The following is a 26,823-nucleotide window of genomic DNA, read 5'->3' as shown; positions in this document are numbered from 1 at the left end:
GCTCGGCAGCGTCCGGCTGCGATCCGGTATCGAAAAGCGTATGCATCGCGTCGGCGGCGGCGAGATCGTCGGGTTGGATGGGCGGCACGGTGTCGGTCCGTCGTGAATCAGCGATCGGCCACGCACGCGCGCCGCGCGACGGGCGCGCGGCGGCGGGCGGCCGCATTCAGCCGGCATCCTAACATTCCGGCCGTGGCGGGTTGGTGTCGCTGGTGTCGTCTCCGCCCGCGCATCGCGGTTCCTCGTCATGCAGGCGGCGTCAGGGCCGCCGCAGGTCCAGCGTGAACGGAAACTCGCGGCTCGGCACGGCTGCCGCGACATCCATCCGGCCCGGCGTATGCCCCATCGCGACGAAGCGCGCGAGCCGCCGGCTCTCGGCCTCGTACGCGTTGACCGGGAAGGTCGCGTAGTTGCGCCCGCCCGGATGCGCGACGTGATACCGGCAGCCGCCGAGCGAGCGCTGCATCCACGTATCGACGATGTCGAACGTCAGCGGCGCCTGCACGCCGATCGTCGGATGCAGCGCGGACGGCGGCGACCACGCCTTGTAGCGCACGCCCGCGACGTATTCGCCGGCGGTGCCGGTCGGCTGCAGCGGCAGCGCGCGGCCGTTGACGGTCACGACGTGGCGGTTGTCGTTCAGGCCGGTCACGCGCACCTCGAGCCGTTCGAGCGACGAATCGACGTAGCGCACCGTGCTGCCGCTCGCGCCCTCCTCGCCCATCACGTGCCATGGCTCCAGCGCGCCGCGCAGCGTGAGCTGCATCCCGTTCACCGCGATCTGCCCGAACTGCGGGAAGCGGAACTCGAAGTGCGGCGCGAACCAGGCCGGATCGAAATCGAAGCCCGCATCGCGCAGCTCGGTCAGCACGTCGTCGAAATCCATCTTCAGGAACGTCGGCAGCATGAAGCGGTCGTGCAGCGCGGTGCCCCAGCGCGTGAGCGGCGTCGTGTACGGCACCGCCCAGAAGCGCGCGATCAGCGCGCGCAGCAGCAATTGCTGGACCACGCTCATCCGCGCATGCGGCGGCATCTCGAACGCGCGCAGTTCGAGCAGCCCGAGGCGGCCCGTCGCCGAATCGGGCGAATACAGCTTGTCGATGCAGAACTCGCTGCGGTGCGTGTTGCCGCCCACGTCGATCAGCAGGTTGCGCAGCACGCGGTCGACGAGCCACGGCGGCATGTGCTGCCCATACAGCAGCTTGTTGCGCTGGATCTCCGCGAACGCGATGTCCAGTTCGTACACCTGGTCGTTGCGCGCCTCGTCGACACGCGGCGCCTGGCTCGTCGGGCCGATGAAGAGCCCTGAGAACAGGTACGACAGCGACGGATGGTTGTGCCAGTACGCGATCAGGCTCGCGAGCAGGTCCGGGCGCCGCAGGAACGGGCTGTCGGCCGGCGTCGCGCCGCCGAGCACGAAGTGGTTGCCGCCGCCCGTGCCGACGTGGCGGCCGTCGACCATGAACTTCTCGCTGCTGAGCCGCGACTGCCACGCCGCGTCGTACAGGAACTCGGTATGGCCGACGAGCTCGTCGAAATCGTGCGCCGGGTGGATGTTGACTTCGATCACGCCCGGGTCCGGCGTCACCTGCAGCAGCTTCAGACGCGCGTCGCGCGGCGGCGGGTAGCCTTCGAGCACGAGCTTCACGCCGAGCGCGCCGGCGGTCAGCTCGATCGCGTTCAGCAGGTCGAGATAGTCCTCGAGCGCGGCGAGCGGCGGCATGAACACGTAGAGGATGCCATTGCGCACCTCGACGCACAGCGCGGTGCGCGTGATCCACGCAGCCGACTCGAAGCGCTCCGGATGCCGGTTCGCGTCCCGCTGCGCGCGGCCGTCGCCGGCCGTTCCGTCGCCGGCCGTCCCGTCATCGCGCCACTGCATCATCGTCTGCGCGGGTGCCTCGCGGTGCACGCCGGCCAGATAGCGCGGCGCATCGCCCGCCGCGACGTAGCGCGCGCGGAAGGCGTCGGCGCCCGGCAGCGGCTCGCGCGGCGCGAACGGGTCGCGATCGACCAGGTACGGATAGTCGCCGCGGCTCGCCCACGGCAGCGAATCGAGCGGCAGCCGATAGCCCATCGGCGAATCGCCGGGCATCAGGTACATCCGCTCGTCGCGGAAGAACCACGGGCCCGTCTGCCAGCGCGGCCCTTCCAGGCCCGGCGCTTCGTCCGTGCGCTTGAGCGGCAGCACGTAGCCGACCACGCTGTCGAGCTTCTGCTCGAACACCTTGCGCAGTCGCGCACGCTCCAGCTCGTCGTCGAGCCGCGAGTCGAACGGATCGACGTTGACCGGCAGCCGACGCTCGCGCCACAGGTAGTACCAGACGTCTTCGTAACCGGGCCGGATATGCTCGCCGCTCAGGTTCAGGCGCGCGGCCAGTGCGTCGATGAAGCGTTTCGCGTCGTCGGTCGATTGCGCCGACGGCTCGCGCTCGTCCGCGAACAGCGCCGGATCGTGCCAGACCGGCTGGCCGTCCGCGCGCCAGAAAATCGCCAGCGCCCAGCGCGGCAGCTGCTCGCCCGGATACCACTTGCCCTGCCCGAAATGCAGGAAGCCGCCCTCGCCGTACTCGGCGCGCAGCCGCTGCACGAGTTCGGTCGCATAGCCGCGCTTGGTCGGCCCGAGCGCGTCGGTGTTCCATTCGGCGCCGTCGCGGTCGTCGATCGACACGAAGGTCGGCTCGCCCCCTTGCGTGAGCCGCACGTCGCCGGCCGCCAGTTCCGCATCGACCTGCGCGCCGAGCGCGCGCACCGCGCCCCATTGCGCGTCGGTGTACGGCTTCGTCACGCGCGGCGATTCGTACACGCGCGTGACCGTCATCTCGTGCTCGAACGCAACCTCGCACTCGTCGATCAGCCCCTCGACCGGCGCCGCGCTGGTCGGCTGCGGCGTGCACGCGAGCGGGATGTGCCCTTCGCCCGCGAGCAGGCCCGACGTCGGGTCGAAGCCGATCCAGCCCGCGCCCGGCAGGTAGACCTCGCACCACGCATGCAGGTCGGTGAAGTCGACCGTCGTGCCGCTCGGGCCGTCGAGCGATTTCACATCCGGCGCGAGCTGGATCAGGTAACCCGACACGAAACGCGCGGCGATCCCCAGGTGCCGGCACAGCTGCACGAGCAGCCAGCCGCTGTCGCGGCACGAGCCGGACGCGAGTTCGAGCGTCTGCTCGGGCGTCTGCACACCCGGCTCCATCCGCACGAGGTAACCGATGTCGCGCTGCAGCTGCTGGTTCAGCGCGACGAGGAAGTTCACCGTGCCGGCCGGCGTGCGGTCGACGCCGTCGAGATACGCGCGGAACACGGGCGCCGCGCTCGTCTGCGGATCGCACACGAGATACGGCGCGAGCTCGGTGCGCAGCGCGTCGTCGTACTGGAACGGGTACTGCTCGGCGCTGCTCTCGAGAAAGAAGTCGAACGGGTTGTAGACCGACATCTCGGCGACGAGGTCGACCGAGATCTCGAATTCGCGCGTGCGCTCCGGAAACACGAGCCGCGCGAGGTAGTTCGCGAACGGATCCTGCTGCCAGTTGACGAAGTGCTGCGCGGGCCGGACGGTCATCGAATACGCGACGATCGGCGTCCGGCAGTGCGGCGCGGGTCGCAGCCGCACGATCTGCGGGCCGAGATTGACGAGCCGGTCGTAGCGGTAACGGGTGGTGTGATGCAGCGCGACGTGAATGGGCATGGCTGGACGGCTCGGTTCAGGGTGGGTCGGGCCGGCGGTCGCGCCCGGTCGGGCGCGGCCGCGCGGCGCGGCGGGGGTGCGTCAGACCAGCTCCGGCGACTGCACGACGCTGATCTCGACGCCGAGCGGTGTCGTGCCGGAACCCGTCACCGGTTGCGCGTCGCGGTAGTCGAGGCCGACCGCGATGCGCACGTAGCGCTCGTCCGGGCAGCGGTTCATGAACGGATCGAAGCCGACCCAGCCGAGCCCGTCGACATACGCCTCGGCCCACGCATGGCCCGCGGGCGGCTGCATCAGCGCGGCCGCCTGCTGCTGCGCGCCGAGTGCCGGCCGCGGCATGCCCTGCGACTGCGACGCGTGCGACGCAGCGAGTGCCTGCTGCATCCGTTCGCCGCTTTGCAGCGCGACGGCTTCCTCCTCATCCGCGCCGCCCCCTTGCTGCTTGGCGTCGGCGATGCGCTGCATCGCGCTGTCGGCAAGCACGTAGCCGGACACGTAGCGGGCCGGGATCTTCAGCACCCGCGCGGCCGCAATGAACGCGTGCGCATGATCGCGGCTCGTGCCCTCGCCGCTTTGCAGCGCGGTTTCGGCGTCGACGGGGGTGTCCGGCGTATTCGGCGCATACGCGATCCGGTCGTGCACTTCGGTCATCAGCCAGTGCAGCGCGTCGAGGCTGTGCTGCTCGATCGGCAGCGCGTCGGCGAGCGCGCGCACCGTGTCGCCCGCTTTCGTGAGCTCGGTCTCGCGCTCGAAGATCCACGGCGGCGCATAGCCTTCGACCTGGCCGAGGATCCCCGCGCGGTCCTGCGTCTCGACGACGCCCGCCGCGACGATCACGATCTCCGGCCTGGCGCCGCGATCGTGCCGCACGAGGTCGATACGGTTGCCGAGCCCGTCCGCGTACGAGAGCGTCGGCTCGACGCCGTCGATCGTGACCTGCCATGCACGCACCGTCTGGCCGGGCCCCGATTGCGGGCGCAGCCGCAGCCGCTGCAGCACGTGGGTGACCTGATCGTCGAACTGATAACGCGAGATGTGTCGGATGGCGAGTCGCATGGCAAGTCTCAGTCGAAGTTGTACGCCTGGGCGATTTCGAGCCCCAGGCTGTTGTTGCGGCCGATGAAGTCGGTCAGGAATTCGTGCAGGCCGTTCTTGAAGATCCGTTCGACGCTGGTGTCGGACAACATTTGCAGGATCTTCGTGGCGGTGTCGTGACACGGGTGCGTGACGCCGTAATCCTTCGCGAGCAGGTTCAGGCTCGACACGACGCGGCCGTAGCAATAGCGCAGCGAGCGCGGCATCCGGCCGTTGAGGATCAGGTAGTCGGCGATGTTCATCGGCTTGTACTGCACGTCGTACACCCAGCGGTACGAGCGATGCGCGGCCACGCAGCGCAGGATCGTTTCCCACTGGTAGTTGTCGAGGATCGTGCCGACGTGCGTGACCGACGGCAGCAGCAGGTGGTACTTCACGTCGAGGATCCGCGCGGTGTTGTCGGCCCGTTCGACGAATGCGCCGATCTGCGCGAAATCGAAGATCTCGTTGCGCAGCATCGTGCTGTAGAAGCTGCCGAGGATCAGCGCGGTCTCGCGCTTCACCTGGTCGAGCACGGCCGGCAGGTCGCCCTCCGGCACGGGCTGCGCGAGCACCCGCTTCAGCGACAGCCACGCGCCGTTCACGCTCTCCCACGCTTCGCGCGTGAGCGCCGTGCGCACCATCCGCGCGTTCGAGCGCGCGGCCTCGATGCACGTCAGCACGCTCGACGCGTTTTCGCGGTCGCGCAGCAGGTAGTCGGTCACGGTGTCGGCCGCGTACGCGTCGTACTTCTGCCGGTAGCCGTCGTCCGCGCCCGAGCTGACGAGCACCGACGACCATTCCGCCGGCGCGTCGGACGTGCGCGTCAGCGCCATCCGCAGCCCGGCATCGACGATCCGCGCGGTGTTCTCCGCGCGCTCGATATAGCGGTACATCCAGTAGAGACCGCTCGCAGTGCGTCCAAGAAGCATCTGTCCACTCCGTCGTTGTTCCGTTCGCGCGCCGTGATGGCCGGCGCGCGCTGTCGCCGTGTTCCGCTCAGTCGGCCAGCACCCAGGTATCCTTGGTGCCGCCGCCCTGGCTCGAGTTGACGACGAGCGAACCCTCCTTCAGCGCGACCCGCGTCAGGCCGCCCGGCGTGATCCGGATGCGGTCCGACACCAGCACGAACGGCCGCAGGTCGACGTGGCGCGGCGCGAGGCCGGCTTCGGTCAGGATCGGCGTCGTGGACAGCGCCAGCGTCGGCTGCGCGATGTAGTTCGCCGGGCGCGCGCGCAGCTTCGCGGCGAACGCGTCGATCTCGGCCTTCGACGCGCACGGCCCGACCAGCATCCCGTAGCCGCCCGAGCCGTGCACTTCCTTCACGACCAGTTCGTCGAGATGCTCGAGCACGTACTTCAGGCTGTCCGCATCGCCGCAGCGCCAGGTCGGCACGTTCTCGAGCAGCGCCTTGCGGCCCGTGTAGAACTCGACGATCTCCGGCATGTACGAGTAGATCGCCTTGTCGTCGGCGATGCCGGTGCCCGGCGCGTTCGCGATCGTGATGTTGCCCGCGCGATAAACGTCCATGATCCCCGCGACGCCGAGCACCGAGTCGGGCCGGAACGTCAGCGGGTCGAGGAATGCGTCGTCGACGCGGCGGTACAGCACGTCGATCGGCCGGAAGCCTTCGGTCGTGCGCATCGCGACGCGGCCGTCGATCACCTGCAGGTCGCTGCCCTCGACGAGGTGCACGCCCATCTGGTCGGCGAGGAACGAATGTTCGTAGTACGCGGAGTTGTGGATGCCGGGCGTCAGCACGGCGACAGTCGGGTTGTCGGCGTTGCCGCCCGGCGGGCACACGGCCGCGAGCGACTGGCGCAGCATCTGCGGATAGGTCTCGACCGGGCGCACCTTCACTTGCTGGAACAGCTCGGGAAAGAGCTGCATCATCGTCTCGCGGTTTTCCAGCATGTACGACACACCGGACGGCGTGCGCGCGTTGTCCTCGAGCACGTAGAACTGGTTTTCGCCGGTGCGCACGATGTCGACGCCGATAATGTGCGTGTAAACGTTTCCGGGCGGCCGGAAGTCGATCATCTCCGGCAGGAACGCGTCGTTGTGCGCGATCAGGTGCTTCGGGACGATCCCGGCGCGCACGATTTCCTGGCGGTGATAGATGTCGTCGAGGAACGCATTGAGCGCCATCACGCGCTGCTCGATGCCGAGCGACAGCCGGCTCCACTCCTGCCCGGAGAGGATGCGCGGCACGATGTCGAACGGAATCAGCCGCTCGGCGGCTTCCGAATCGCCATAGACGGCGAACGTGATGCCCGTCTTGCGGAATACGTTCTCCGCATCACGGGCCTTCTGGGCGAGGCTCGCGGGGTTCTGCGTGTCGAGCCACTGCTTCAGGCGCGCGTAAGGCGCCCTGACCATGTCGCCGGATTGCAGCATTTCATCGAATGGCTTCATCGATTTGTTCTCCATCGTTTTCCCGGCATTGCGCATGCCGGACCGGCGTAACGACTGCTGAGCAAGGACCGTGCCTTGAATTTCCCCCAATTTCGCCGCGACCGCGGCACGCTGCCGCGGCATCCCGCACCACGGCAGTGCAACGCGCGACGCGATTCGCGGCATCGGTGCGCCGCGTCCATGCACCGATGTTGCGCCGCGCATGTCAAACATAGTTCTCCCGCGTGTCACGAATGTGCAATCTGCAGTGCAGCATTCGCGACCGGCACGCACGTCGCCCCGCGTGCCGTAATGCGCGGTGATGCGCCGCCGCATCCGACGCGCATCCGATATGCGCCCGCACCATCGCGGAGCACGGCGAGCCCGCGCTGCCGCCCCGGCGCGATGCCCCGCGCGCCCGGCTGCGGCAGCGCAGCATGCGTATCGCCACGCTCGGCAGCGCGACCGGGCGGCCCGGTGCCCGGTCGGGCGACGCGGCGTCGGCAAGAAGGCGGCAGGAAGGCGGACCGGCACGCGCACCGCGCGGCCGGCCCGGGGGGAAGTACCGTGCACGGCCAGCCGGCGCGTTCCGACGCGCTGAACTAACCGGTTAGCCGTGTCCGGCACTCGAACGTTATGCAGCCGTATTCATTGCGACAACGCTCATGCATATTTCGACTGACACCGATCGAAAAAAAACATCGGCCTGCGCGGCGCGAGGCGCGGTACGCTAGAAAGTTCGTGCAGCGAAATGGCACTCTCGGCACCCTCGCACAAGCACGCGCCCGACTACATAAGACGACGATCGATATGGAAGCAAAGTGGCTGGAAGATTTCCTGAGCCTCGCGGATACCAAGAGCTTTTCCCGGGCGGCACGTAACCGGCATCTGACGCAGTCGGCATTCAGCAGGCGCATCGCCGCGCTCGAGACGTGGATCGATGCGAAGCTCGTCGACCGCAGCATCACGCCGGTCGCCCTCACGCCGGCCGGACAGATGTTCCGCGGGCTCGCCGCGGACATCCTGCGCAGCATGTATGCGGCGCGCAACCTCGTGAACGGCTACGACCAGTTCGCGGCCAGCGACCAGGTCGTGCGCTTCGCGGTCGCGCACACGCTCGTGTTCACGCTGTTCCCCGAATGGCTGAAGCAGCTCAACGGCGAAGTCGGCCACGTCACCGCGCGCGTCAACGCGGTGAACGTGCCGGAAGGTGTGCAGCAGCTCGTCGAGGGCGAATGCGACCTGCTGCTCGGCTATCACCATCCGCAGCTGCCGATCGTGCTCGACCCGAACCACTTTCCGTTCGTGAGCCTCGGCGTCGAGCGGATCCTGCCCGTTTCCACGCCCGATGCGCGCGGCAAGCCCGCGTTCGCGCTGCCCGGCACGCCGGGCGAGCCGTTGCCGCTGCTCGCCTATTCGTCGGGGGCCTTCCTCGGCAACGTGGTCGAGATGCTGCTGCTGAACGCGGCCGAGCCGTATGCGCTGCACCGCTGTTTCGAGACGCACATGTCCGAGGCGCTGAAAGGGATGGTCGTCGCAGGGCACGGGATCGGCTGGCTGCCGGAAAGCTGCGTCGCGAAGGAGCTCGCGGAAGGCAGCCTCGTGTGCGCGGGGTCGGCCGGCTGGATTACCGAGCTGGAAATCCGGCTGTACCGTTCCGCGCGCAAGCGCGGGCTCGCGGCCGAACAGCTGTGGACCTACATCATGAACCGGCCGCGCAGCGCGGCGGTATTGTCCGATCAGGCGCAGCCAGCGGCGATGCGGATCGCGCGACGGGCCGCCAGCGGCGGACAGTGACGGGGCGCGGTGCGGAGCCGGCCGCGATGGCGCGGCGGCCCAGCTGCGGCGCCCTCGTAAAGCACGATCGCTCGTTCGGATTTTCTCCGGGAGCGGAACGCCATCCACATTTTTTCAATCACGTCATCGGGAATTTACCTGATTCCCGCAGAAGCCTTTCCAATATCGACGACGAAACACCCACACACCAAAAATGTATCAGGCCTGAAACAGAAATCCGCTTAATACAGAAACGGAACTGAAAACCGCGGCACGGCATTCAAGCGGAATGCCCCCACTTATCACATCACGAGACAAACCTCATTCGTAAGCCGCAATCGCCGATTCGAAATTCACCGCAACCCCATTTGAATCTGCAAGATTTTGTATCGCCACTCATTTTCCGCATTACAGAATATTGCGGAAATTATGTATTCATCAGGTGTCAAAATCGGTACGAGTTACAGCACGTTATTTTTGACCGGCATATTCTGCGCCGCATCGCAGTGACGCGGCATCCGGCTCGGCCGGAAAATTGCCTTTCGTCAGTCGTTACCGACGGCACGAATTGCGCGACAAATCTCCTCAAACGCGATGTTTGCGGCTTTCGGCGCTGCCGGAATGGTCCGCACATCGGGAAAAAATCTATTTGTCAGTCGTTATTATCGGCATTATTTGCAACATAATCATGTTTAAATAATATGTTCCGATCACCACATCCCCAGTGAAAATCTCGATCATTCATTCCCGGTATTTCATATGCGAATATAACGTGTTGCAAAATGGCGAATCGGATTTGCGTTTTCCCGGCTCAAATGTATGCTTGCCAACAATTGCAAACGGAGGTGGTCATGTCGTCTTCGTTTAAAAAGCATGCGCTTCCCGTTTCAGCCATTGCCGCTTCGATGCTTTGCGCAACGGCTGCAATCGCTCAAGCGGCCAATTCCGATCCTGGCGCGCAGCGATATGTCATTTCATACATTTGCGGCGATGCGCGGATCGACGGGAACGCGCCACTCCCGGCCGACGGGCGTCCGTACAACCTGGGCGTGTCATTTGCGTCCGCTCAGACCGGCCAGCCGCTCGCCAACGTCCAGGTGCGGTTGAGGCGTCACGGCCGCGTCCTCGTCGAATTCAACGCGTCGGGTTCGCGCTGCCTGTTCAGCGTGCCCGATGCGAGCTACCGGATCGAAGGGACGTATCAGGGCGACATGAAGTACGCAATCGTCGAAACGGGTGCATTGAATACGCAACTGCGGTGGTAAGTCTTCTGCTCGGCTGCCTGTCGTGAGTGACCCGGCGTCATCCACGATGCAGGCCTGACATCGAGGAGCGACGCATGACCAGTGCAAATGGACCGGACGCCGACCCCGCCCGCCGACCGAAATCGGGATGGGGTCCGGGCAAGAACGCGGCACTCAGCTTCGCCGCGTTCGCCGTGATCTTCGGCGTCTTTACCCACGTCAGGCGAGACGCCGGTGGCGAGCATTCGAACGCCGCGCATGAACAATCCGGCGCGGTCGCCACGGCACCCGCTGCAGCCGTCGGACCTGCGATCGCTGCGATTGCTACGGCAGCCAGCCCCGCCGTCGAGCCCGTCGCGAATGCGACGCAGGCCGCGCCGAAGACCGAAACCGTGTCGCCGGTAACGGTCCAGATCGATCCGTCGGCCACGACTTGCGTCGGCACCGAGGCGGCGCCCGCCCGGCACGCCAAACCTTCCCGCTTCCCATCCGTCACCGTCGCGGCCAGTTCGCATCCCGCCTTGGCCAACGCCGCCGTCAGAAAGCGGTACGGCGACGCGCATCGCCCGCTGCGGAATCACGACTTCGCCAACACGCGGACGCGCGTGGAGGTCGCGTCGAGACCGCATCCGTACGTCGGCGGGCCGGTCCGCATGCAGACGGCGAGCATCACGCACGCGGAGCTGGACAGCGCACGTGCGCTCGCACGGGCGCGATCGTGCGCGGTGCTCGACGAATGGGGTTGCGTCGAGCAGAACGCGAGCCGGGTGCTCGCCATCGATCCGGGGAACAGCGAATCGCGTGCGCTGCTTGGGCAGGCGATCCGCAACCGGCTTTGACTTTGACTTTGCATTGCCATCGGGGGAACCAGCTATCGAGCAGCTCGGCGCGAGATCGAGCGCACTGTTCGGGGTGCGGCCGCTTCGGCCGTATCGTCGGGAGAACACGCCGTGACCAACGTTCGCCATCGCAGATTCGTTGCCCTGCCGCCCCATCGGCGGATACTTTTTCAGGCCCCGCTCATGTTGTTGCTCGTTGCGTCGGGCACCTGCGTCGCTGCCGAAGGCGATATCGAGTCAAGCGAGCCCGCAAGGATCGCCGAGGCTCAGAGTTCTCCCGCCACGCAGCCGGCCGATGCGGCGTCGGTGCGTAACGAGGTGTTCGGTCTGGCCACCAGCGGCGGCGCCGTCAAGGCGCTCGACGAGGCGAAATCCCGGCCCGACATCTTTTCCGCATTCGATCTCGCGCAACTGGAGGAACTGTCGATCCGCCAGCAGGTGCGCGGCGGCCGCGACAAGGCGCGCTCGATGACGAGCCCCGACCGCTTCGACGGTATCGACACCGCACTGCACGCCGCCGACGATCTCAACGCGAGAATGCCGATCACGCCCGAGTACTCCCCGGTCAGAACCGCGCTCGCAGGCGATCGCACGGTTGCCTACGCGGCCCGCGGCGACATGAAGAAGGCGGTAGCGGCGTTCGAAACGATCCCTCCCGACGCGGAAGTCTCGATCGACGCGCTGGCCGGCGTCGGCGATGCGTACCTGTACCTGAACGAACCGGGCAAGGCGTCGGCCGCCTATCAGCGCGCGCTCGCGCAGGCGAGCGAAGCGCCGACCGACCATGCGACGCGCGGCTTCCAGTATGGCGCGCGCACGCGGCCGATCGAGCTGCGCGAAGGGTTGTTCTGGGCGTATGTCGACCAGGGGCGCGCGGACGATGCGAGCAAGGTGCTCGACGACATGGGCAAGTCGCTGCCGCCGGCTACGGAGGTCCACCCGTGGGATCCGGCCAACGACGACTACCTGCGCTACTACCGGCTGCGCGCGCAGTACCTGATCTACACGGGCAGGGTCGACGAAGGGATCGCCGAGCTGGAAAAGCTCGAGAAGGAAGTGCCGTTCAACGCCGAGATACGCTCCGCGCATGCGGACGCCGTGTCGGGCCAGGCGCACCCACGCCAGGCCCTCGCGATGTATCGCGCGACGTTGACCGATCACCCTGACAGTGTCGAGAACCTCTCCGGGCTCGGTCGCGCCGCGCTCGCGGCGGACGATTACGAAACCGCGCGGAAGATCGACCAGACCGTCGACAACACGTTTCCGGACAGCGGCGCGGTCCGTTCGTTCAAGCGCGACTACAACGCGTACCGCAGCCCGGTGCTGACCACCGACCTGAGCTACGAGCACGGTAACAGCGCGCTGGCCGACAACGCGTTTACGTCGGATACCTATCTTTACTCGCAACCGTTCGGAGAAAACTGGCGGGTTTTCTCTCACACGTTCTACGGCCATGCGCAAACCGATCTCGGCAGCGTCAGCCGTACGCGCACGGGCGTCGGCGGCGACTACCGGCACGGGCCGTTCACTGTGCAGGGCGAGGTTACCCGCTCGTTCGGCGCGGACGGGCGCACCGGCGGCCGCGGTTCGGTCACCTACAACCTCGACGATTACTGGACGGTGTCCGGCGGGCTCGACAGCGACGACAACACGCTGCCGTGGAAGGCCTATCTCGCGCACATCTGGGGCAAGACCGCGAACGTCGAGGTGAAGTGGCGCCAGAACGATCGTCGCGAAGCCAGCCTGAGCTACGCGGTGAGCCGCTACAGCGACTCGAACCTGCACCAGGAGATCGCGGCGACCGGCACGCAGCGCGTGTTCACGTCCGCGAACCAGCTGGTCAACGTGTCGCTGAACCTCGGCACGGACAGCAACACGCGGCAGGATGCACCCTACTTCAGCCCGGGGCGCGACTATGCGATCGCGGCGACCGTCATGCACCAGATCATGCTGTGGAAGAAGGGCGACATGTCGATGCGGCAGCGCATCTTCGCGTCCGGCGGCGCTTACAACGAGCGAGGGTTCGGCACCAGTGCGCTCTGGAGTGCGCGCCTCGAACATGTGTGGACGTTCAAGCACGACATCACGCTGACGTATGGCGTCGAAGTCAGCAGCCACGCTTACGACGGTCAGCGAGAGCGCTCGGAAACGGGCTTCCTGTCGCTGAACCTGCCGTTCTAGAACCAGGAGGTCAGCTCATGCAATCCAGACGGACTTTCATGTGTGGATGCTTCGGTACCTTTGCCGCATGTTCGCTGTTCCCGGGGGTGACCGGGGCAAGCATGATCGATCTGCTGCCGCCATCGGATCCGGTCGACGGCAAGACGTTTCGCGTGATCTGCATGCACGACGTGCGCGACAACCTGCTGTCGACGTTCGCCACGTCGACGATGATCGATCCCTACGCGATCGACACCGGCACGCTGACCGCGATCTTTTCGTGGCTCGACACCAACAACTATCATCCCGTCACCGTCAGGCAGATCGAGGCATCCCGGCACGGCGGCAAGCCGCTGCCGGCGCGTGCCGTGCTGCTCACGTTCGACGACGGCTTCCGCAGCCACTATACGAAAGTGCTGCCGCTGCTGAAGCGCTTCCGATATCCGGCGGTGATGGGCCTCGTCACCGCGTGGATCGACACGCCGCTGGATACGCCGATCCGCATCAGCGACAAGCTCGAGGTGCCGCGCGATTACTTCATGTCCTGGGACGAAGTCCGGCAGCTCGGTTCGTCCGACCTCGTCGAGCTCGCGTGCCATACGCACAATCTGCACCATGGCGCAACGGCCAATCCGCAAGGCAACCAGTTGCCCGCAACCACGTCGCACCTCTATCTGGAGGACGAAAAGCGCTATGAAACCGACATGGAATTCGACGCCCGGGTGCGCAACGATCTGCAGACCTGCATCCGGCAGATTCACGAACGCACGGGCCTCGTCGCACGCTCGATGGTCTGGCCGTATGGTGCGGAAAACCAGCCGGTGCGCAAGATCTCGACATCGCTCGGCATGGACATCCAGTTCAGTCTCGATGCCGGGCCGAATACGCCGGACGTGCCGCTCGACCGGCTGCGGCGCATCCTGATGATGTATGACGTCGATATCGGCGTGTTCGAGCGTTCGATGCGCGAGCCGGCGACCAACCGGGGCGCCGTCGACGTCGTCGAACGCGTGGTGCAGGTCGATCTCGACCAGGTCTACGACCCGAACCCTGCGCAGCAGGAAAAGAATCTCGGCGCGCTCGTCCAGCGCATCTACGAGATGCAGCCGAAATCGGTCTACCTGCAGGCATTCGCCGATCCGAAGGGCACTGGGGTCGCGGAGTCCGTCTATTTTCCGAACCGGCACCTGCCGATGCGCGCCGATCTGTTCTCGCGCGCGGCCTGGCAGCTCAGTACCCGCTCCAACGTCGAGGTCTATGCGTGGCTGCCGGTGCTCGCGTTCCGTCCGCCTGCGGACAAGCTGCACGGCCTCGCAGCGGTCAGCGCATACGGCGGCGCGCCGGCGCGCGAGCACGGCACGCGCGGCTTCCGCCTGAGCCCGTTCGATCCGAACGCGCGGCTGATGATCGAGCAGATCTACGAGGATCTCAGCAAATTTGCGTCGTTCACCGGCATCCTCTTCAGCGACGACGCCGTGCTCGACGACTACGAGGATGCGGGCACGCATGCGCTGCAAACCTATGCTCAATGGGGGCTGCCGCGCGACATCGGGCAGATTCGCGCGAAGCCCGATCTGATGAATCGCTGGACTCGGGAAAAGACGCGCTATCTGCTGAACCTGACGCGGCAGCTCGAGCAGATCGTGCTCGCGAATCAGAACGCGGGCGATGTGCTGACCGCGCGCAATATCTTCGCGCAGCCGGTGCTGAACCCCGAGTCCGAGGCGTGGTATGCGCAGAACTACGACGATTTCCTCAACACGTACGACTTCGTCGCGTTGATGGCGATGCCGTACATGGAGCAGGCGTCGAATCCGGATCGCTGGCTCGACCAGCTCATCGACGTCGTTGCGAAGAAGCAGCGCGGCTTCGCGAAAACCGTGTTCGAGTTGCAGGCCTATGACTGGCACGCCCGCGCGGACATTCCCGCGAGCACGCTGCTCGCGCAGATGCACCACCTGCGGGACCGCGGCGCGCTGAACTTCGGCTACTACCCCGACAACTTCCTGAACAACAAGCCGACGCTCGTGACGATGCGCGACGTGATGTCGCTGAAGTCCCGGCTCGACCCGACCTCGATCAACGCGCTGATGCACATGCAGCACCCCAAGGGGACTTCGGCACAATGACAACCCACTCCATCATTCATCGCCTGCAGGATTTCGTCTTCTACTATCCGTTCTTCATGTCGTATCTGTGGATGATAGGCGGCGTCGTGCATTTCTTCCTGCTCGAGGACGGGCGCGAGCTGTCGAGAAAGACGCTCGCGTCGAGCGGGATGCCGAAGGTATCGATCGTCGTGCCCTGCTTCAACGAGGAAGCGAACGCGCGCAGCGTGATCGGGCACCTGAACGGCATGCACTATCCGAACTACGACATCATCGCGGTCAACGACGGCAGCAAGGACCGCACGGGCGAGATCCTCAACGAGCTGGCCGCGTCGATCCCGCGGCTCCTCGTGATCCATCACGCGCACAACGAGGGCAAGGCGGTGGGCCTCACGACCGCCGCGGCCGTGTCGAGCTCGGAGTACCTGCTCTGCATCGACGGCGACTCGCTGCTCGCGCACGATGCGATCGAATGGATGCTCGAGCACTTCATCACCGACCCCGGCGTCGGCGCAGTGACCGGCAACCCGCGCATCCGTACGCGCACGTCGCTGCTCGGCCGCATGCAGGTCGGCGAGTTCTCGTCGATCGTCGGGCTGATCAAGCGCACGCAGCAGATATACGGCCGCATCTTCACGGTCTCCGGCGTGATCACGATGTTCCGCAAGACCGCGCTCGCCGACGTCGGCTTCTGGAGCTCGGACATGCTGACCGAGGACATCGACATCAGCTGGAAGCTGCAGTGCCGCGACTGGCGTGTCGTGTACGAACCGCACGCGCTCAGCTGGATCCTGATGCCGGAGACGCTGAAGGGGCTGTACCGCCAGCGGCTGCGCTGGTCGAAGGGCGGCATCCAGGTGCTGATCAAGTATGCGAGCACGCTCTCCAGACCTTCGCAGATGATGATGTGGCCGCTCTTTGCGGAGTATCTGATCGGCATCGCATGGGCGTATTCGATGTCGTTCATCCTGCTGCTGGCGCTCGTCGGCCTCTTCCATCCGCTGCCGCTGGACTGGCACGTATCGGTCGTCCCGCACTGGCACGGGATGCTGCTGGTCGCAACCTGCGTGCTGCAACTGATCGTCGGCTGCATGATCGATCGGCGCTACGACGAAAAGCTCCTGATGTACTTCCTGGACACCGTCTGGTATCCGGTTGCCTTCTGGTTGATCAGCATGGTCACCACCGTTGTCGCGGTGCCCGCCGTCGCGCTGCGCGGCCGTGGCAAACGCGCCGTATGGATCAGTCCCGACCGAGGAATTCAACATGAAGAACGCGCCGATTATTGACCTCTCTCTCCGCTCCGCGCGCCAGATGATTGCCGATCGCGGCGTGATCGTCGGCGCGATGCAGATCGTGTGGTTCCGCCTCGTGCGGCCCTCCGTCGTCGGTGCGGTCTGGGCGTCGATCTGCATCTATACGTACCGCTACCTGCTGCCGTTCAACGAGGCCGAAATGCCGATCGAGCAGCTGATCTTCTACGTGACGTGCATCTCGGTGATGGCTGGCGTGCTGTTCACGTGGCTGATCGCGGGGCGCGTCGTCCATCCGTTTGCGTACCGGCTGCGCGTGTCGAAGATGCTGCGGCGTTCGGCGAGCCTCAAGGCGAGGTCGGGACCGGCGGCTGCGATGATGCACGCGCGCCGGCCGGCCGGGAAACAGGCGTCGCGGATCCTGATCGCATCGCATGACGCGAACGGGTTGATTTCCGGGATCGAATGGACGACCCACGCTGCGCAGCAGACCCGCAAATAGGCTGCCCGAGCGCGGCGCGACGGCAGCGGCCGCACGCTGACCCGGCATGGTGCCGGACGCGGCCACCCGTTCCACGCGTCGCACGCGCGGCAATTGCGTCGATAACTTCTTCTGGACGAGGTGACATATGTGCGGGATCGTCGGAGCAAGTGGCCGGAACAACCAGGTGCCGCAACTGGTCAACGCGCTGAGCCGGCTCGAGTATCGCGGCTACGACTCGTGCGGGATCGCGCTGCAAAGCGGCGGGCGCATTCGCAGCGAGCGCACGTTGAGCCGCGTGACGGACCTGCGGCAACGGGTGAGGACGCTCGGTCTCGAAGCGGGAACCTGCATCGCTCATACGCGCTGGGCCACCCACGGTGCGCCGTCCGAAACGAACGCGCATCCGATCATGTCGGGCGACACGATCGCGGTCGTCCACAACGGCATCATCGAAAACCACGAAGCGCTCAAGGCGGAACTGCAGCGGCGCGGCTATGCGTTTCGCGGCGAGACCGACACGGAGGTGATCGCGCATCTGATTCACGGCGAATATCGCGACGACCTGTTCGACGCGGTCGTCCGCGCGGTCAAGCGCCTGCGCGGCGCGTATGCGATCGCGGCGCTGAGCGCGCACGAGCCGCAGCGCCTCGTCGCCGCGCGCGCCGGCTCGCCGCTCGTGATCGGCATCGGCGCGCACCAGAACTACCTCGCGTCCGACTGCGCGGCGCTCGGCGACCTGACCGACCATTTCATCTACCTCGAGGACGGCGACGTCGCGTTGATTACGCCCGAACGCATCCGGATCGTCGACGCGCTCGGGCACGACGCGAAACGGCCGCTGTGCGAGGTCAAGGCGCGCGACAGCGATGCCGGCCTCGGCCCGTACCAGCACTTCATGCAGAAGGAGATCTTCGAACAGCCGACGGCGATCGCCAACACGCTCGCTGGCATCGACACGATCTCGCCCGCGCTGTTCGGCCCGCCCGGCGACGCGCAGGCGCTGCTGTCGCGCGTGAGAAGCGTGCTGCTGCTCGGCTGCGGCACCAGCTATTACGCGGGGCTCACCGCGAAATACTGGCTCGAGAGCATCGCCGGCTTGCCGGCCCAGGTCGAGATCGCGAGCGAGTACCGGTACCGGGATTCCGTGGCCGATCCGCGCACGCTCGTCGTCGGCATCTCGCAATCGGGCGAAACCGCCGATACGATCGGCGCGATCGAGCACGCGCGCAGTTTGGGCCAGGACGTGTCGATGGCGATCTGCAACGTGCCGACGAGCACGATCGCGCGCAACGCGCAGCTGCGTTTCCTGACCCAGGCAGGCATCGAGCTGGGGGTCGCGTCGACCAAGGCATTCACGACGCAACTGGTCGCGCTGTTCCTGCTGACGGTCATGCTCGCGCAGCTGCGCGGCAGGCTCGACGCCGCGCGCGCCGCGACCTACCTGCAGCAGCTGCGCGCGCTGCCGGCGCGGATCGGCAACGCGCTGGCGCTGGAGACCCAGATCATGGGCTGGGCGGACGATTTCACGCAGATGGACAATGCGCTGTTCCTCGGGCGCGGCATCCATTTCCCGATCGCGATGGAAGGCGCGCTGAAGCTGAAGGAAGTGTCGTACATCCACGCCGAAGGCTACCCGGCGGGCGAGCTGAAGCATGGCCCGCTCGCGCTGGTGACGAGCGCGATGCCCGTCGTCACGATCGCGCCGGACGATCGCCTGTTCCAGAAGCTGAAGTCGAACATGGCCGAAGTGCGTGCACGCGGCGGGCGGCTCTACGTGCTCGCGGGCAGCCATCTCGAGATCGACGCCGATGACGACACGCGCGTGATCCGCCTGCGCGAACCGGGCGATGCGCTCGCGCCGATCATGCACGTGGTGCCATTGCAGCTGCTCGCGTATCACGTTGGCTGCGCGCGCGGCGCGGACGTCGACAAGCCGCGCAACCTCGCGAAATCGGTGACCGTCGAATGACGCTGCTGCCGATGCGGCGCATGGGTGGATCGGTCGCGGCAGGATGGAAAGCGGTCCGGGCCGCCGTGTCGGTGGCCTGCAGCGCGGGCTGCATTGCGGCCTACGTCGCCGGCTGTCTCGCCGTTGTTGGGTCGAGCGTCGCGTCGCAGGCCGCGCTCGCGGGCGCGGCGGTCCCGCACAAAGCCGCGCCCCGCCCCTCCGCGCAGCAGCTCGAAACCGGCGACCCGCGGCGCTTCATGCACGGCATCGGCGTGGCCGACGCCGGCAACGGCAAGCGCTGGATCTTCTTCAGCAGCTCGGGCATCGTGCCGCGCGGCGCGCTGGCCAACGGCAACTGGCCGCATGACGTCTACGTCGGCGAATGGTCGCCCGGCAGCGCGCACATGACGCATGTCCGCACGTTCATCAGCCGGCCCGAAGCGCAGGAGCCGGTGTCGATCGCGCAGAACGATCGCGGCGACATCTTCGTCACGTTCGAGGACGGCTGGAACGCGCCGCAGGAAGTCAGCCAGCGGTACGGCGTCTATCGCCGCAACCTGAAACCGGTCAAGCCCTACCCGAACGACGTCGAGTCGGGCGGACACTCGGGCCATGTCGCGACAGTCCGCGAGCGCTTCGTCGTGTTCTATTCGGCTGACTGGGTCGACGGCGGCGGCGTCGACAATCTGGGGACGGGCGGTGGTGTGTACCTGAAGACGTACGATGCCGCCGGGCGCGTGCTGAACCACGTGGCGGTCGCGCCGCACAGCCGCGAATGGTGGCCCGTGATTGCGGGTTCCCCGCGCAATGCGTTGCTGGTGTGGCAGAAGTACATCGAGGGCAGCACCGACGCGACGCTCGAATACGCGATGTTCGATCCCATGACGGCGAAGCTGGAGAAGCTCGGCGCGTTGAATGACGCGATTCAGTACTACGTGTACTCCGCGGCGTACGTGCCCGCGATCGACCGCTTCGTGGTCGTCGCCACGGCGGCGAATGGCCGCGGCGCCGCGATGCTGATCGACCAGGACGGCCGCCGCACGGCGACGCTCGATTGCCTGCCGGCGACGGTGCGCGAATCCGGCATCGGCGTCGCCGGTGCCAGCGCCTATGTGCCGACGCACGACGGCCGGCTTCTGACGCTGGCGCTTGCGCCCGAGCGAATCACCGTGCGCGGCGCCCAGCGCTCGCCGATTCCGTGGGGCACGACCGGTATCGCGGGCTTCCCGGCGAACGGCACGACGATGCACTTCGTGTCGCTGACGCCGTCGGGCGCTCGGGAAGCCGACTTTGAGCAGGGTCGGGAAACGGGGCTCGCCGCGTCGGACGAAGCCTGCATAGAAATTCCCGATGCCCCGGATTGAAACAAGCAATTTCACAAGCCAAGGGTGAACCCGGATACTGACGCTTCCTCATTCATCACCGACGCAAAGGGAAGCAGAACATGCCGATCATCAACACCCAAATCAAACCGTTCAAGGCAACCGCATACCACAACGGCGATTTCGTGCCCGTCTCCGACGAGAACCTGAAGGGCAAGTGGTCCGTCGTCGTGTTCTACCCGGCGGACTTCACGTTCGTCTGCCCGACCGAGCTGGGCGACCTCGCCGACCGCTACGCGGAATTCCAGAAGCTGGGTGTCGAAATCTACGCGGTGTCGACCGACACGCACTTCACGCACAAGGCCTGGCACGACACGTCGGACACGATCGGCAAGATCAAGTATCCGATGATCGGCGACCCGACGCTCACGCTGTCGCGCAACTTCGACGTGCTGATCGAGGAAGAAGGGATGGCGCTGCGCGGCACGTTCGTGATCAACCCGGAAGGCGAGATCAAGCTGTGCGAGATCCACGACAACGGCATCGGCCGCGACGCAGGCGAACTGCTGCGCAAGGTGCAGGCCGCGCAATACATCGCCGCGCACCCGGGTGAAGTGTGCCCGGCCAAGTGGACCCCGGGCGCCGAGACGCTGACGCCGTCGCTCGACCTGATCGGCAAGATCTGACGACCAGACCAACGCGCGCCGCAACAGGCGCGCGACGGCGGGCCGCCGCACCCATGCGGCCCGCCCCTCCTCTTTCGGCATGACCTGCCCGACCACCATTGATACGGAATCCGAATCGCCATGCTCGACGCCAATCTCAAGAACCAACTCAAAGCGTACCTTGAAAAGATCACGCGCCCGATCGAACTCGTCGCTTCCGTTGACGACGGCGCGAAGTCGCAGGAACTGCTCGCGCTGCTGAACGAGATTGCGTCGCTGACGCCGCGCGTGACTGTGACCGTGCGCCGCGACGATGCCGAGCGCAAGCCGTCATTCTCGATCGGCGAACCGGGCAAGGCCGCGGGCATCCGCTTCGCGGGGATTCCGATGGGGCATGAATTCACGTCGCTCGTGCTCGCGCTGCTGCAGACGGGCGGCCATCCGGTCAAGCTCGACGACGCGGTGATCGAGCAGATCCGCGCACTCGACGGCGACTACGCGTTCGAGACGTACTTCTCGCTGTCGTGCCAGAACTGCCCGGAAGTCGTGCAGGCGCTGAACGTGATGGCGCTGATCAACCCGCGCATCCGCCACGTCGCGATCGACGGCGCGCTGTTCCCGGATGAAGTCGAAGCCCGCCAGATCATGGCGGTACCGACGATGTTCCTGAACGGCGAAACGTTCGGCCAGGGCCGCAGCAGCGTGAAGGAGATCCTCGCGAAGCTCGACACCGGCGCGAGCGCACGGGCGGCGAAGGCGCTCGCGAACAAGCCCGTATTCGACACGCTGATCGTCGGCGGCGGCCCGGCCGGCGCAGCGGCCGCGATCTACTCGGCGCGCAAGGGCATTGCGACCGGCGTGGTTGCCGAGCGCTTCGGCGGGCAGGTGCTCGACACGATGGCGATCGAGAACTTCGTGTCGGTGCAGGAAACCGAAGGGCCGAAGTTCGCGACCGCGCTCGAGCAGCACGTGAAGCAGTACGACGTCGACATCATGGACGTGCAGCGCGCCGACGCGCTGATCCCCGGCGACGTACACCAGATCCGTCTCGCCAGCGGCGCGGTGCTCAACGCGAAGACGATCGTGATCGCGACCGGCGCACGCTGGCGCGAGATCAACGTGCCGGGCGAGCGCGAATACCGCAACCGCGGCGTCGCGTACTGCCCGCACTGCGATGGCCCGCTGTTCAAGGGCAAGCGCGTCGCGGTGGTCGGTGGCGGCAACTCGGGCGTCGAAGCGGCGATCGATCTGGCGGGCATCGTCCGCGAGGTCACGCTGATCGAATTCGGCGCACAACTGCGCGCGGACGAGGTGCTGCAGCGCAAGCTGCGCAGCCTGCCGAACGTGACCATAGTCACGCAGGCGCAGACGACCGAGCTGACCGGCGACGGCAGCAAGCTGAACGGCCTCGTCTACAAGGACCGGCAAACGGGCGAGGTGAAGCGTATCGAACTCGAAGGTGTGTTCGTGCAGATCGGGCTCGTGCCGAACACCGAGTGGCTGAAGGGGACGGTCGAATTGTCGAAGCACGGCGAGATCGTCGTCGACGCGCGCGGCACGACGTCGGTGCCCGGCGTGTTCGCGGCCGGCGACGTGACGACGGTGCCGTTCAAGCAGATCGTGATCGCAGTTGGTGAAGGTGCGAAGGCTTCGTTGGGCGCGTTCGATCACCTGATCCGGCAGGATGTCGCGCCGGTAGAGGCGAAGCCGGAAGCCGAAGCCGTCGCTGCATAACACAAGGTGTCTCTCTTGGCCCCGCACGCCGTTGTTGGCGAGCGGGGTCCTTTTTGTTGATGCGCGACAGGAATTCGATCAAGGCGCCGGGTTCCCGCACCGCTCACGCCGCCGCCAGGTACTTCCACAGTGCGGACGCAACCGGGCCGACGGGGCGGCCGCGCAGCCTGGCCGCGACGATGTCGAGCTTCGAGCGCTTGAAATGGCGGCCTTCGAGCGACACAAGCTTGCCGCTGCGCAGCTCCTTGTCGATCAGGTGCAGTGGCATATGCCCCCAGCCCATGCCTTGCACGAGCAGCGCTTTTTTCGTGTGCTGGTCGGCCACGGTCCAGTTCGGCGCATCCTTGATGACAAAGTAGTCGCGTCCCGGTTGCCGCGCCGAATCGCGGATGATCACCTGGACGTACTCGCGCATCTGCTCCACCGTCAACGCTCTTGTGACCGGAAAGCCCAGGAAACCGGGCGCGGCCACCGGCACCAGCGTCACCTGGCCGATGTCGATCCATTCGAAACGTGTGTCGCTCTTGTCGACATGGTGAATGATGAGGTCGGCCTCCTCCGCCAGCAGTCTTTCCCAAGGGCCGCCGATCACCTCGAAGTGAAGGTGCAGCCGCGTATGCTGCCGCGCGTTGAAGAAGCGCTTCAGCAAACGTAGCGCATCGTCCGTCGGCGTGAGATCGCCGACCACCACGCGCAGATCCGTCTCCTCGCCCGCACTCAACTGGCTGCTCAAGGTCTCCAGCACCGCCGCCTGTTTCAGCACCACCGCGGCCTGGCGCCGGAATGCCTCGCCGGCAGGTGTCAGGCCGACACGGTATTGGCTGCGGTCGAGCAGCACCACGCCGAGCCGCTGCTCAAGGTTCTTGACGGCCGTGTAGACGGACGGATGCGTGCGATTCAGTTTGTCGGCCGCAGCCTGGAAGCTGCCTTCGTCGATGACGGCGTCGAGGCAAGCGAGTTCGTGGAGAGAGAATTTCATTGTTCGACCTCTCTACAATGATTTGATCAATTCTGTAATTTTACCCAAGCGCCGTTCTCCCTATGCTGGTGACTGCTGTCGGCAACATCGAGGAGTCGAAATTGAAAGCAGTCGTGCGGCAACAATACGGCGGACCGGACCAGCTTCGCATTTGCGAGGTGCCCGATCCGGAAGCGGGGTCCGGCGAAGTGCTGGTGCGCGTGAGGGCATTCGGCCTCAATCGCGCGGAACAGTATTTCCGGCTCGGCCTGTGGGGGGATGTGGCGGCGATCTCCGGCATCGAATGCGCCGGTGAGGTCGTGCACGATCCGGGTGGCGCGTTGTTGCCGGGGCAGCGCGTGTTCGCGTTGATGGGCGGATTGGGGCGCACGCGTAGCGGCAGCTATGCCGAACGGGTCGCGGTGCCGGCCGCGAACGTATCGCCGATCCGCAGCACGCTCGGGTGGAGCGAGCTGGCGGCGATACCGGCGTCCTATGCGACTGCGTGGAGCTGCCTGTTCGACAATCTTTCGCTACGACGCGGCGATACGCTGCTGATTCGTGGAGCGACGTCGTCGTTGGGACAGGCTGCAGTCAACCTGGCCCGGCACGCGCGGGCCCGGACCATCGTCACGGTACGCGATGCCGGGCGCGCGTCCGTCGCGCGAGAGAACGGCGCCGATCAAGTGATCGTCGACGGCGGCGAGACGGCGACCGCGTGCGCGCGTATTGCGCCCGGTGGTTTCGACGCCGTGCTCGACCTGGTCGGTACGCGCACGATGCTGGAGTCCCTTCGACTGGTTCGACGAGGTGGACGCGTCTGCGTGGCCGGGTTTCTCGGTGGCCACGAATCCATCGAGCATTTCGATCCGCTCGCGCATCTGCCGAGCGGCCGGCATCTGAGTTTTTTCGGCAGTGCGTTCGTGTACGGCACACCGGAGTATCCGCTGACGGACATTCCGTTTCAACAGATCGTCGAGCTTGTCGAAGCCGGGACACTCCGCGCGAAGCCCGCGCGCGTGTTTGCGTTCGACGAGATTCAAGCGGCGCATCGTCTGCTGGATGAAGGCGCTGCGGGAGGCAAGATCGTCGTCGAGCTGGGCGCCCGGCAGCGGGCGTGACCGGCGAAGTCGAAGTTGATTGGCACCGGACACTGGAATGCCGCAACAGCGGCTCAAGGAGAAACCACAATGAAGCATTTGATCACGCACCGGCACGCGCGTTATTCCGCAAACGGCAGTTCCGTCTGCCCTTGCGCACGCATGTCGAACGTATTGAGCGTCATCGCGACGAGCGCGTAATAACCGAGCAACGCGACCAGGTTGACGACGACTTCATGCCCGAAGCGTTCTTCCGTGCGAGCAAAGGTCGCGTCACCCACCCGGCGCGTATCGTACAACTCGCTTGCAAACGCGTAGATCAGCGCATCGTCGTCCGATTCAAAAACCGGTTCGACGCCATCCCGAATCGCCTCGGCGGTCGCGGCCGGCACGCCCGCGTCGAGCGCAATCGGATGATGAATATGCCACTCCGCCTGCGAGCGCCAGCGCGCAGCCGTCACAAGAATTGCGAGCTCCGACAGGCGCAGCGGCAAGCCCGTGCGATAGCGGCAGAGCGCGCCGAGCCGCTGCGCGTGCTGCGCGAGCTCGGGGCTCGCGATCCAGCCGAGGAACGGCCCGTTCAGGTTGCCGCGCGGGCCGCCGAGAATCTCGTCCAGCACGGCCTTCTGCGCGTCGGTCGCCGTTGCGGGGTCGAATGCGGGAAGTCTTGAGGTCATGGGTTGTCCGTTCTCGGGTTCCGTCATCCACCGACCGCCGCCAGCGCCGCGTCGATCGCGCCCGCCAGCCGATCGACGATCGTGTCGATCTGCTGCGCGGTGCAGATGAACGGCGGCGCGAGCAGCACGTGGTCGCCCTGGCGTCCATCGATCGTACCGCCCATCGGATACACCATCAAACCGCGCTGCATCGCTTCGCGCTTGATCACGGCGTTCAGCTTCAGTGCCGGATCGAAAGGCGCCTTGCTGTCACGGTCGCGCACGAATTCGACGCCGACGAATAGCCCGCGCCCGCGCACGTCGCCGACGCAGGAATGATCGGCATAACGCTCGCGCAACAAGCCGCGCAGTTGCTCGCCGCGCGCCAGCACGTTGTCGAGCAACTTTTCCTCCGCGATCACGCGCTGCACTTCAAGCGCAGCAGCACATGCGGTCGCATGACCGATATACGTGTGACCATGCTGGAAGAAACCGGAGCCGCCGACGATCGCCTGATAAATCCGGTCGCTGACGAGCGTCGCGCCGATAGGCTGATAGCCGGCGCCGAGCCCCTTCGCGATCGTCAGCAGGTCCGGCGCGACGCCGTCTTCTTCGCATGCATACAGGTAGCCCGTGCGCCCCATCCCAGACATGATTTCGTCGAGGATCAGCAACACGCCGTACTTGTCGCACACCGCGCGAATCTTCTTCAGATACGTGCGCACCGGCGGCACCGCGCCGGCCGTCGCGCCGACCACCGTCTCCGCGACGAATGCGGCAACGCTGTCCGCGCCGAGTTCGACGATCGTCTGTTCGAGTTCGTCCGCGAGACGCTGTGCGAACGCCTCTTCGGTTTCATCCGCGCGCTGCTCGCGATACGCGTAGCACGGGCTCACGTGATACGCGTCGATCAGGATCGGCAGGAACGGCTCGCGCCGCCACGCGTTGCCGCCGATCGCGAGTGCGCCGAGCGTATTGCCGTGGTAGCTCTGGCGGCGCGCAATAAAGTGACGCCGCTGCGGCTCGCCTTTCTCGACGAAATACTGGCGCGCGAGCTTGAGCGCCGCCTCGATCGCCTCGGAGCCACCCGACACGAAATAGACGTGCTCGAGCCCCGCCGGCGCCGCGTCGACGAGCCGGTCGGCCAGTTCCTCGGCCACTTCGGTCGTGAAGAACGACGTGTGCGCGTACGGCAGCTGCTGCGCCTGGCGCTTGATCGCGTCGATCACGCGCTGGTTGCTGTGCCCGAGGCACGACACGGCCGCGCCGCCGCATGCATCGATATAGCGCTTGGCCGTAGAGTCGATGATCTCGATGCCGTCGCCTGCGACGGCGACCGGGAGGGTCGCGCGCGGCGCGCGATGGAAGACTGTAGTCATACGTTGCCTAATGGATCAGGAGGATCAGGAGGATCAGGAGGATC

At 66.1% G+C, this 26,823-nt stretch carries 19 protein-coding genes; 12 read left to right on the top strand and 7 right to left on the bottom strand.

The window, feature by feature from the left end; translation table 11 throughout:
• Nucleotides 1–259: 259 nt before the first annotated feature.
• From G3N94_RS15930 to G3N94_RS15915, 4 genes are all read right to left on the bottom strand, one after another.
• Nucleotides 260–3,685, bottom strand: a complete 3,426-nt coding sequence (locus G3N94_RS15930) for a transglutaminase family protein (RefSeq protein WP_205793482.1) — start codon at nt 3,683–3,685, stop codon at nt 260–262.
• Nucleotides 3,686–3,766: 81 nt separating this feature from the next.
• A complete protein-coding gene (locus G3N94_RS15925; protein WP_205793481.1) occupies nt 3,767–4,741 on the bottom strand; it encodes a transglutaminase family protein in 975 nt (324 codons plus the stop codon).
• Nucleotides 4,742–4,749: 8 nt separating this feature from the next.
• Complete coding sequence (locus G3N94_RS15920) at nt 4,750–5,691, bottom strand: alpha-E domain-containing protein (protein ID WP_205793479.1); 942 nt, start codon at nt 5,689–5,691, stop codon at nt 4,750–4,752.
• Nucleotides 5,692–5,758: 67 nt separating this feature from the next.
• Nucleotides 5,759–7,174 carry a circularly permuted type 2 ATP-grasp protein gene (locus tag G3N94_RS15915; RefSeq protein WP_205793478.1) on the bottom strand — a complete coding sequence of 472 codons (1,416 nt, stop codon included), beginning with the start codon at nt 7,172–7,174 and terminating at the stop codon, nt 5,759–5,761.
• 789 nt (nt 7,175–7,963) lie between these two features.
• Here G3N94_RS15915 and G3N94_RS15910 point away from each other — a divergent pair.
• From G3N94_RS15910 to ahpF, 11 genes are all read left to right on the top strand, one after another.
• The gene (locus G3N94_RS15910; RefSeq protein ID WP_205793476.1) at nt 7,964–8,950 is read left to right on the top strand and encodes a LysR substrate-binding domain-containing protein; all 987 of its coding nucleotides are present in this window, start codon (nt 7,964–7,966) and stop codon (nt 8,948–8,950) included.
• Nucleotides 8,951–9,780: 830 nt separating this feature from the next.
• Complete coding sequence (locus G3N94_RS15905; protein ID WP_205793475.1) at nt 9,781–10,194, top strand: hypothetical protein; 414 nt, start codon at nt 9,781–9,783, stop codon at nt 10,192–10,194.
• Nucleotides 10,195–10,268: 74 nt separating this feature from the next.
• The gene (locus G3N94_RS15900) at nt 10,269–11,012 is read left to right on the top strand and encodes a hypothetical protein (RefSeq protein ID WP_205793473.1); all 744 of its coding nucleotides are present in this window, start codon (nt 10,269–10,271) and stop codon (nt 11,010–11,012) included.
• A gap of 183 nt (nt 11,013–11,195) precedes the next feature.
• Entirely contained in the window at nt 11,196–13,193 is a 1,998-nt protein-coding gene (pgaA, locus tag G3N94_RS15895) for a poly-beta-1,6 N-acetyl-D-glucosamine export porin PgaA (RefSeq protein WP_205793471.1), read from the top strand.
• A gap of 17 nt (nt 13,194–13,210) precedes the next feature.
• Nucleotides 13,211–15,301, top strand: coding sequence for a poly-beta-1,6-N-acetyl-D-glucosamine N-deacetylase PgaB (gene pgaB / locus G3N94_RS15890; protein WP_205793470.1), 2,091 nt, complete (start codon nt 13,211–13,213; stop codon nt 15,299–15,301).
• Nucleotides 15,298–16,569 carry a poly-beta-1,6-N-acetyl-D-glucosamine synthase gene (gene pgaC / locus G3N94_RS15885; RefSeq protein ID WP_205793469.1) on the top strand — a complete coding sequence of 424 codons (1,272 nt, stop codon included), beginning with the start codon at nt 15,298–15,300 and terminating at the stop codon, nt 16,567–16,569. The genes pgaB and pgaC overlap by 4 nt, the downstream gene beginning before the upstream one ends.
• Nucleotides 16,547–17,035 carry a Biofilm PGA synthesis auxiliary protein PgaD gene (locus G3N94_RS15880; RefSeq protein ID WP_205793468.1) on the top strand — a complete coding sequence of 163 codons (489 nt, stop codon included), beginning with the start codon at nt 16,547–16,549 and terminating at the stop codon, nt 17,033–17,035. Before pgaC ends, G3N94_RS15880 begins: the two co-directional genes overlap by 23 nt.
• A gap of 127 nt (nt 17,036–17,162) precedes the next feature.
• The gene (gene glmS / locus G3N94_RS15875; protein ID WP_205793467.1) at nt 17,163–18,986 is read left to right on the top strand and encodes a glutamine--fructose-6-phosphate transaminase (isomerizing); all 1,824 of its coding nucleotides are present in this window, start codon (nt 17,163–17,165) and stop codon (nt 18,984–18,986) included.
• Nucleotides 18,983–20,329 carry a hypothetical protein gene (locus tag G3N94_RS15870; RefSeq protein WP_241021872.1) on the top strand — a complete coding sequence of 449 codons (1,347 nt, stop codon included), beginning with the start codon at nt 18,983–18,985 and terminating at the stop codon, nt 20,327–20,329. Before glmS ends, G3N94_RS15870 begins: the two co-directional genes overlap by 4 nt.
• Before the next feature lie 80 nt (nt 20,330–20,409).
• Nucleotides 20,410–20,973: an alkyl hydroperoxide reductase subunit C gene (gene ahpC, locus G3N94_RS15865; RefSeq protein ID WP_059610848.1), complete on the top strand. Its 564-nt coding sequence runs from the start codon at nt 20,410–20,412 to the stop codon at nt 20,971–20,973.
• A gap of 120 nt (nt 20,974–21,093) precedes the next feature.
• On the top strand, nt 21,094–22,686 hold the full coding sequence (ahpF, locus tag G3N94_RS15860) for an alkyl hydroperoxide reductase subunit F (protein ID WP_205793466.1): 1,593 nt from the start codon (nt 21,094–21,096) through the stop codon (nt 22,684–22,686).
• A 103-nt stretch (nt 22,687–22,789) separates the two neighbouring features.
• Here ahpF and G3N94_RS15855 read toward each other — a convergent pair whose 3' ends face one another.
• Nucleotides 22,790–23,665 carry a LysR family transcriptional regulator gene (locus G3N94_RS15855; RefSeq protein ID WP_205793465.1) on the bottom strand — a complete coding sequence of 292 codons (876 nt, stop codon included), beginning with the start codon at nt 23,663–23,665 and terminating at the stop codon, nt 22,790–22,792.
• Nucleotides 23,666–23,766: 101 nt separating this feature from the next.
• Here G3N94_RS15855 and G3N94_RS15850 point away from each other — a divergent pair, with 101 nt between their 5' ends.
• Complete coding sequence (locus G3N94_RS15850) at nt 23,767–24,765, top strand: zinc-binding dehydrogenase (protein ID WP_205793464.1); 999 nt, start codon at nt 23,767–23,769, stop codon at nt 24,763–24,765.
• Between the two features lie 101 nt (nt 24,766–24,866).
• Here G3N94_RS15850 and G3N94_RS15845 read toward each other — a convergent pair whose 3' ends face one another.
• Nucleotides 24,867–25,421: a carboxymuconolactone decarboxylase family protein gene (locus tag G3N94_RS15845; protein WP_205793462.1), complete on the bottom strand. Its 555-nt coding sequence runs from the start codon at nt 25,419–25,421 to the stop codon at nt 24,867–24,869.
• A 23-nt stretch (nt 25,422–25,444) separates the two neighbouring features.
• Nucleotides 25,445–26,779, bottom strand: a complete 1,335-nt coding sequence (locus tag G3N94_RS15840) for an aspartate aminotransferase family protein (protein WP_205793460.1) — start codon at nt 26,777–26,779, stop codon at nt 25,445–25,447.
• Nucleotides 26,780–26,823 lie beyond the last annotated feature (44 nt).

Origin of the sequence: Burkholderia sp. Ac-20353, assembly GCF_017104785.1 — a bacterium.
GTDB lineage: Bacteria > Pseudomonadota > Gammaproteobacteria > Burkholderiales > Burkholderiaceae > Burkholderia.
This window is presented reverse-complemented; position numbering and strand designations above follow the sequence as displayed.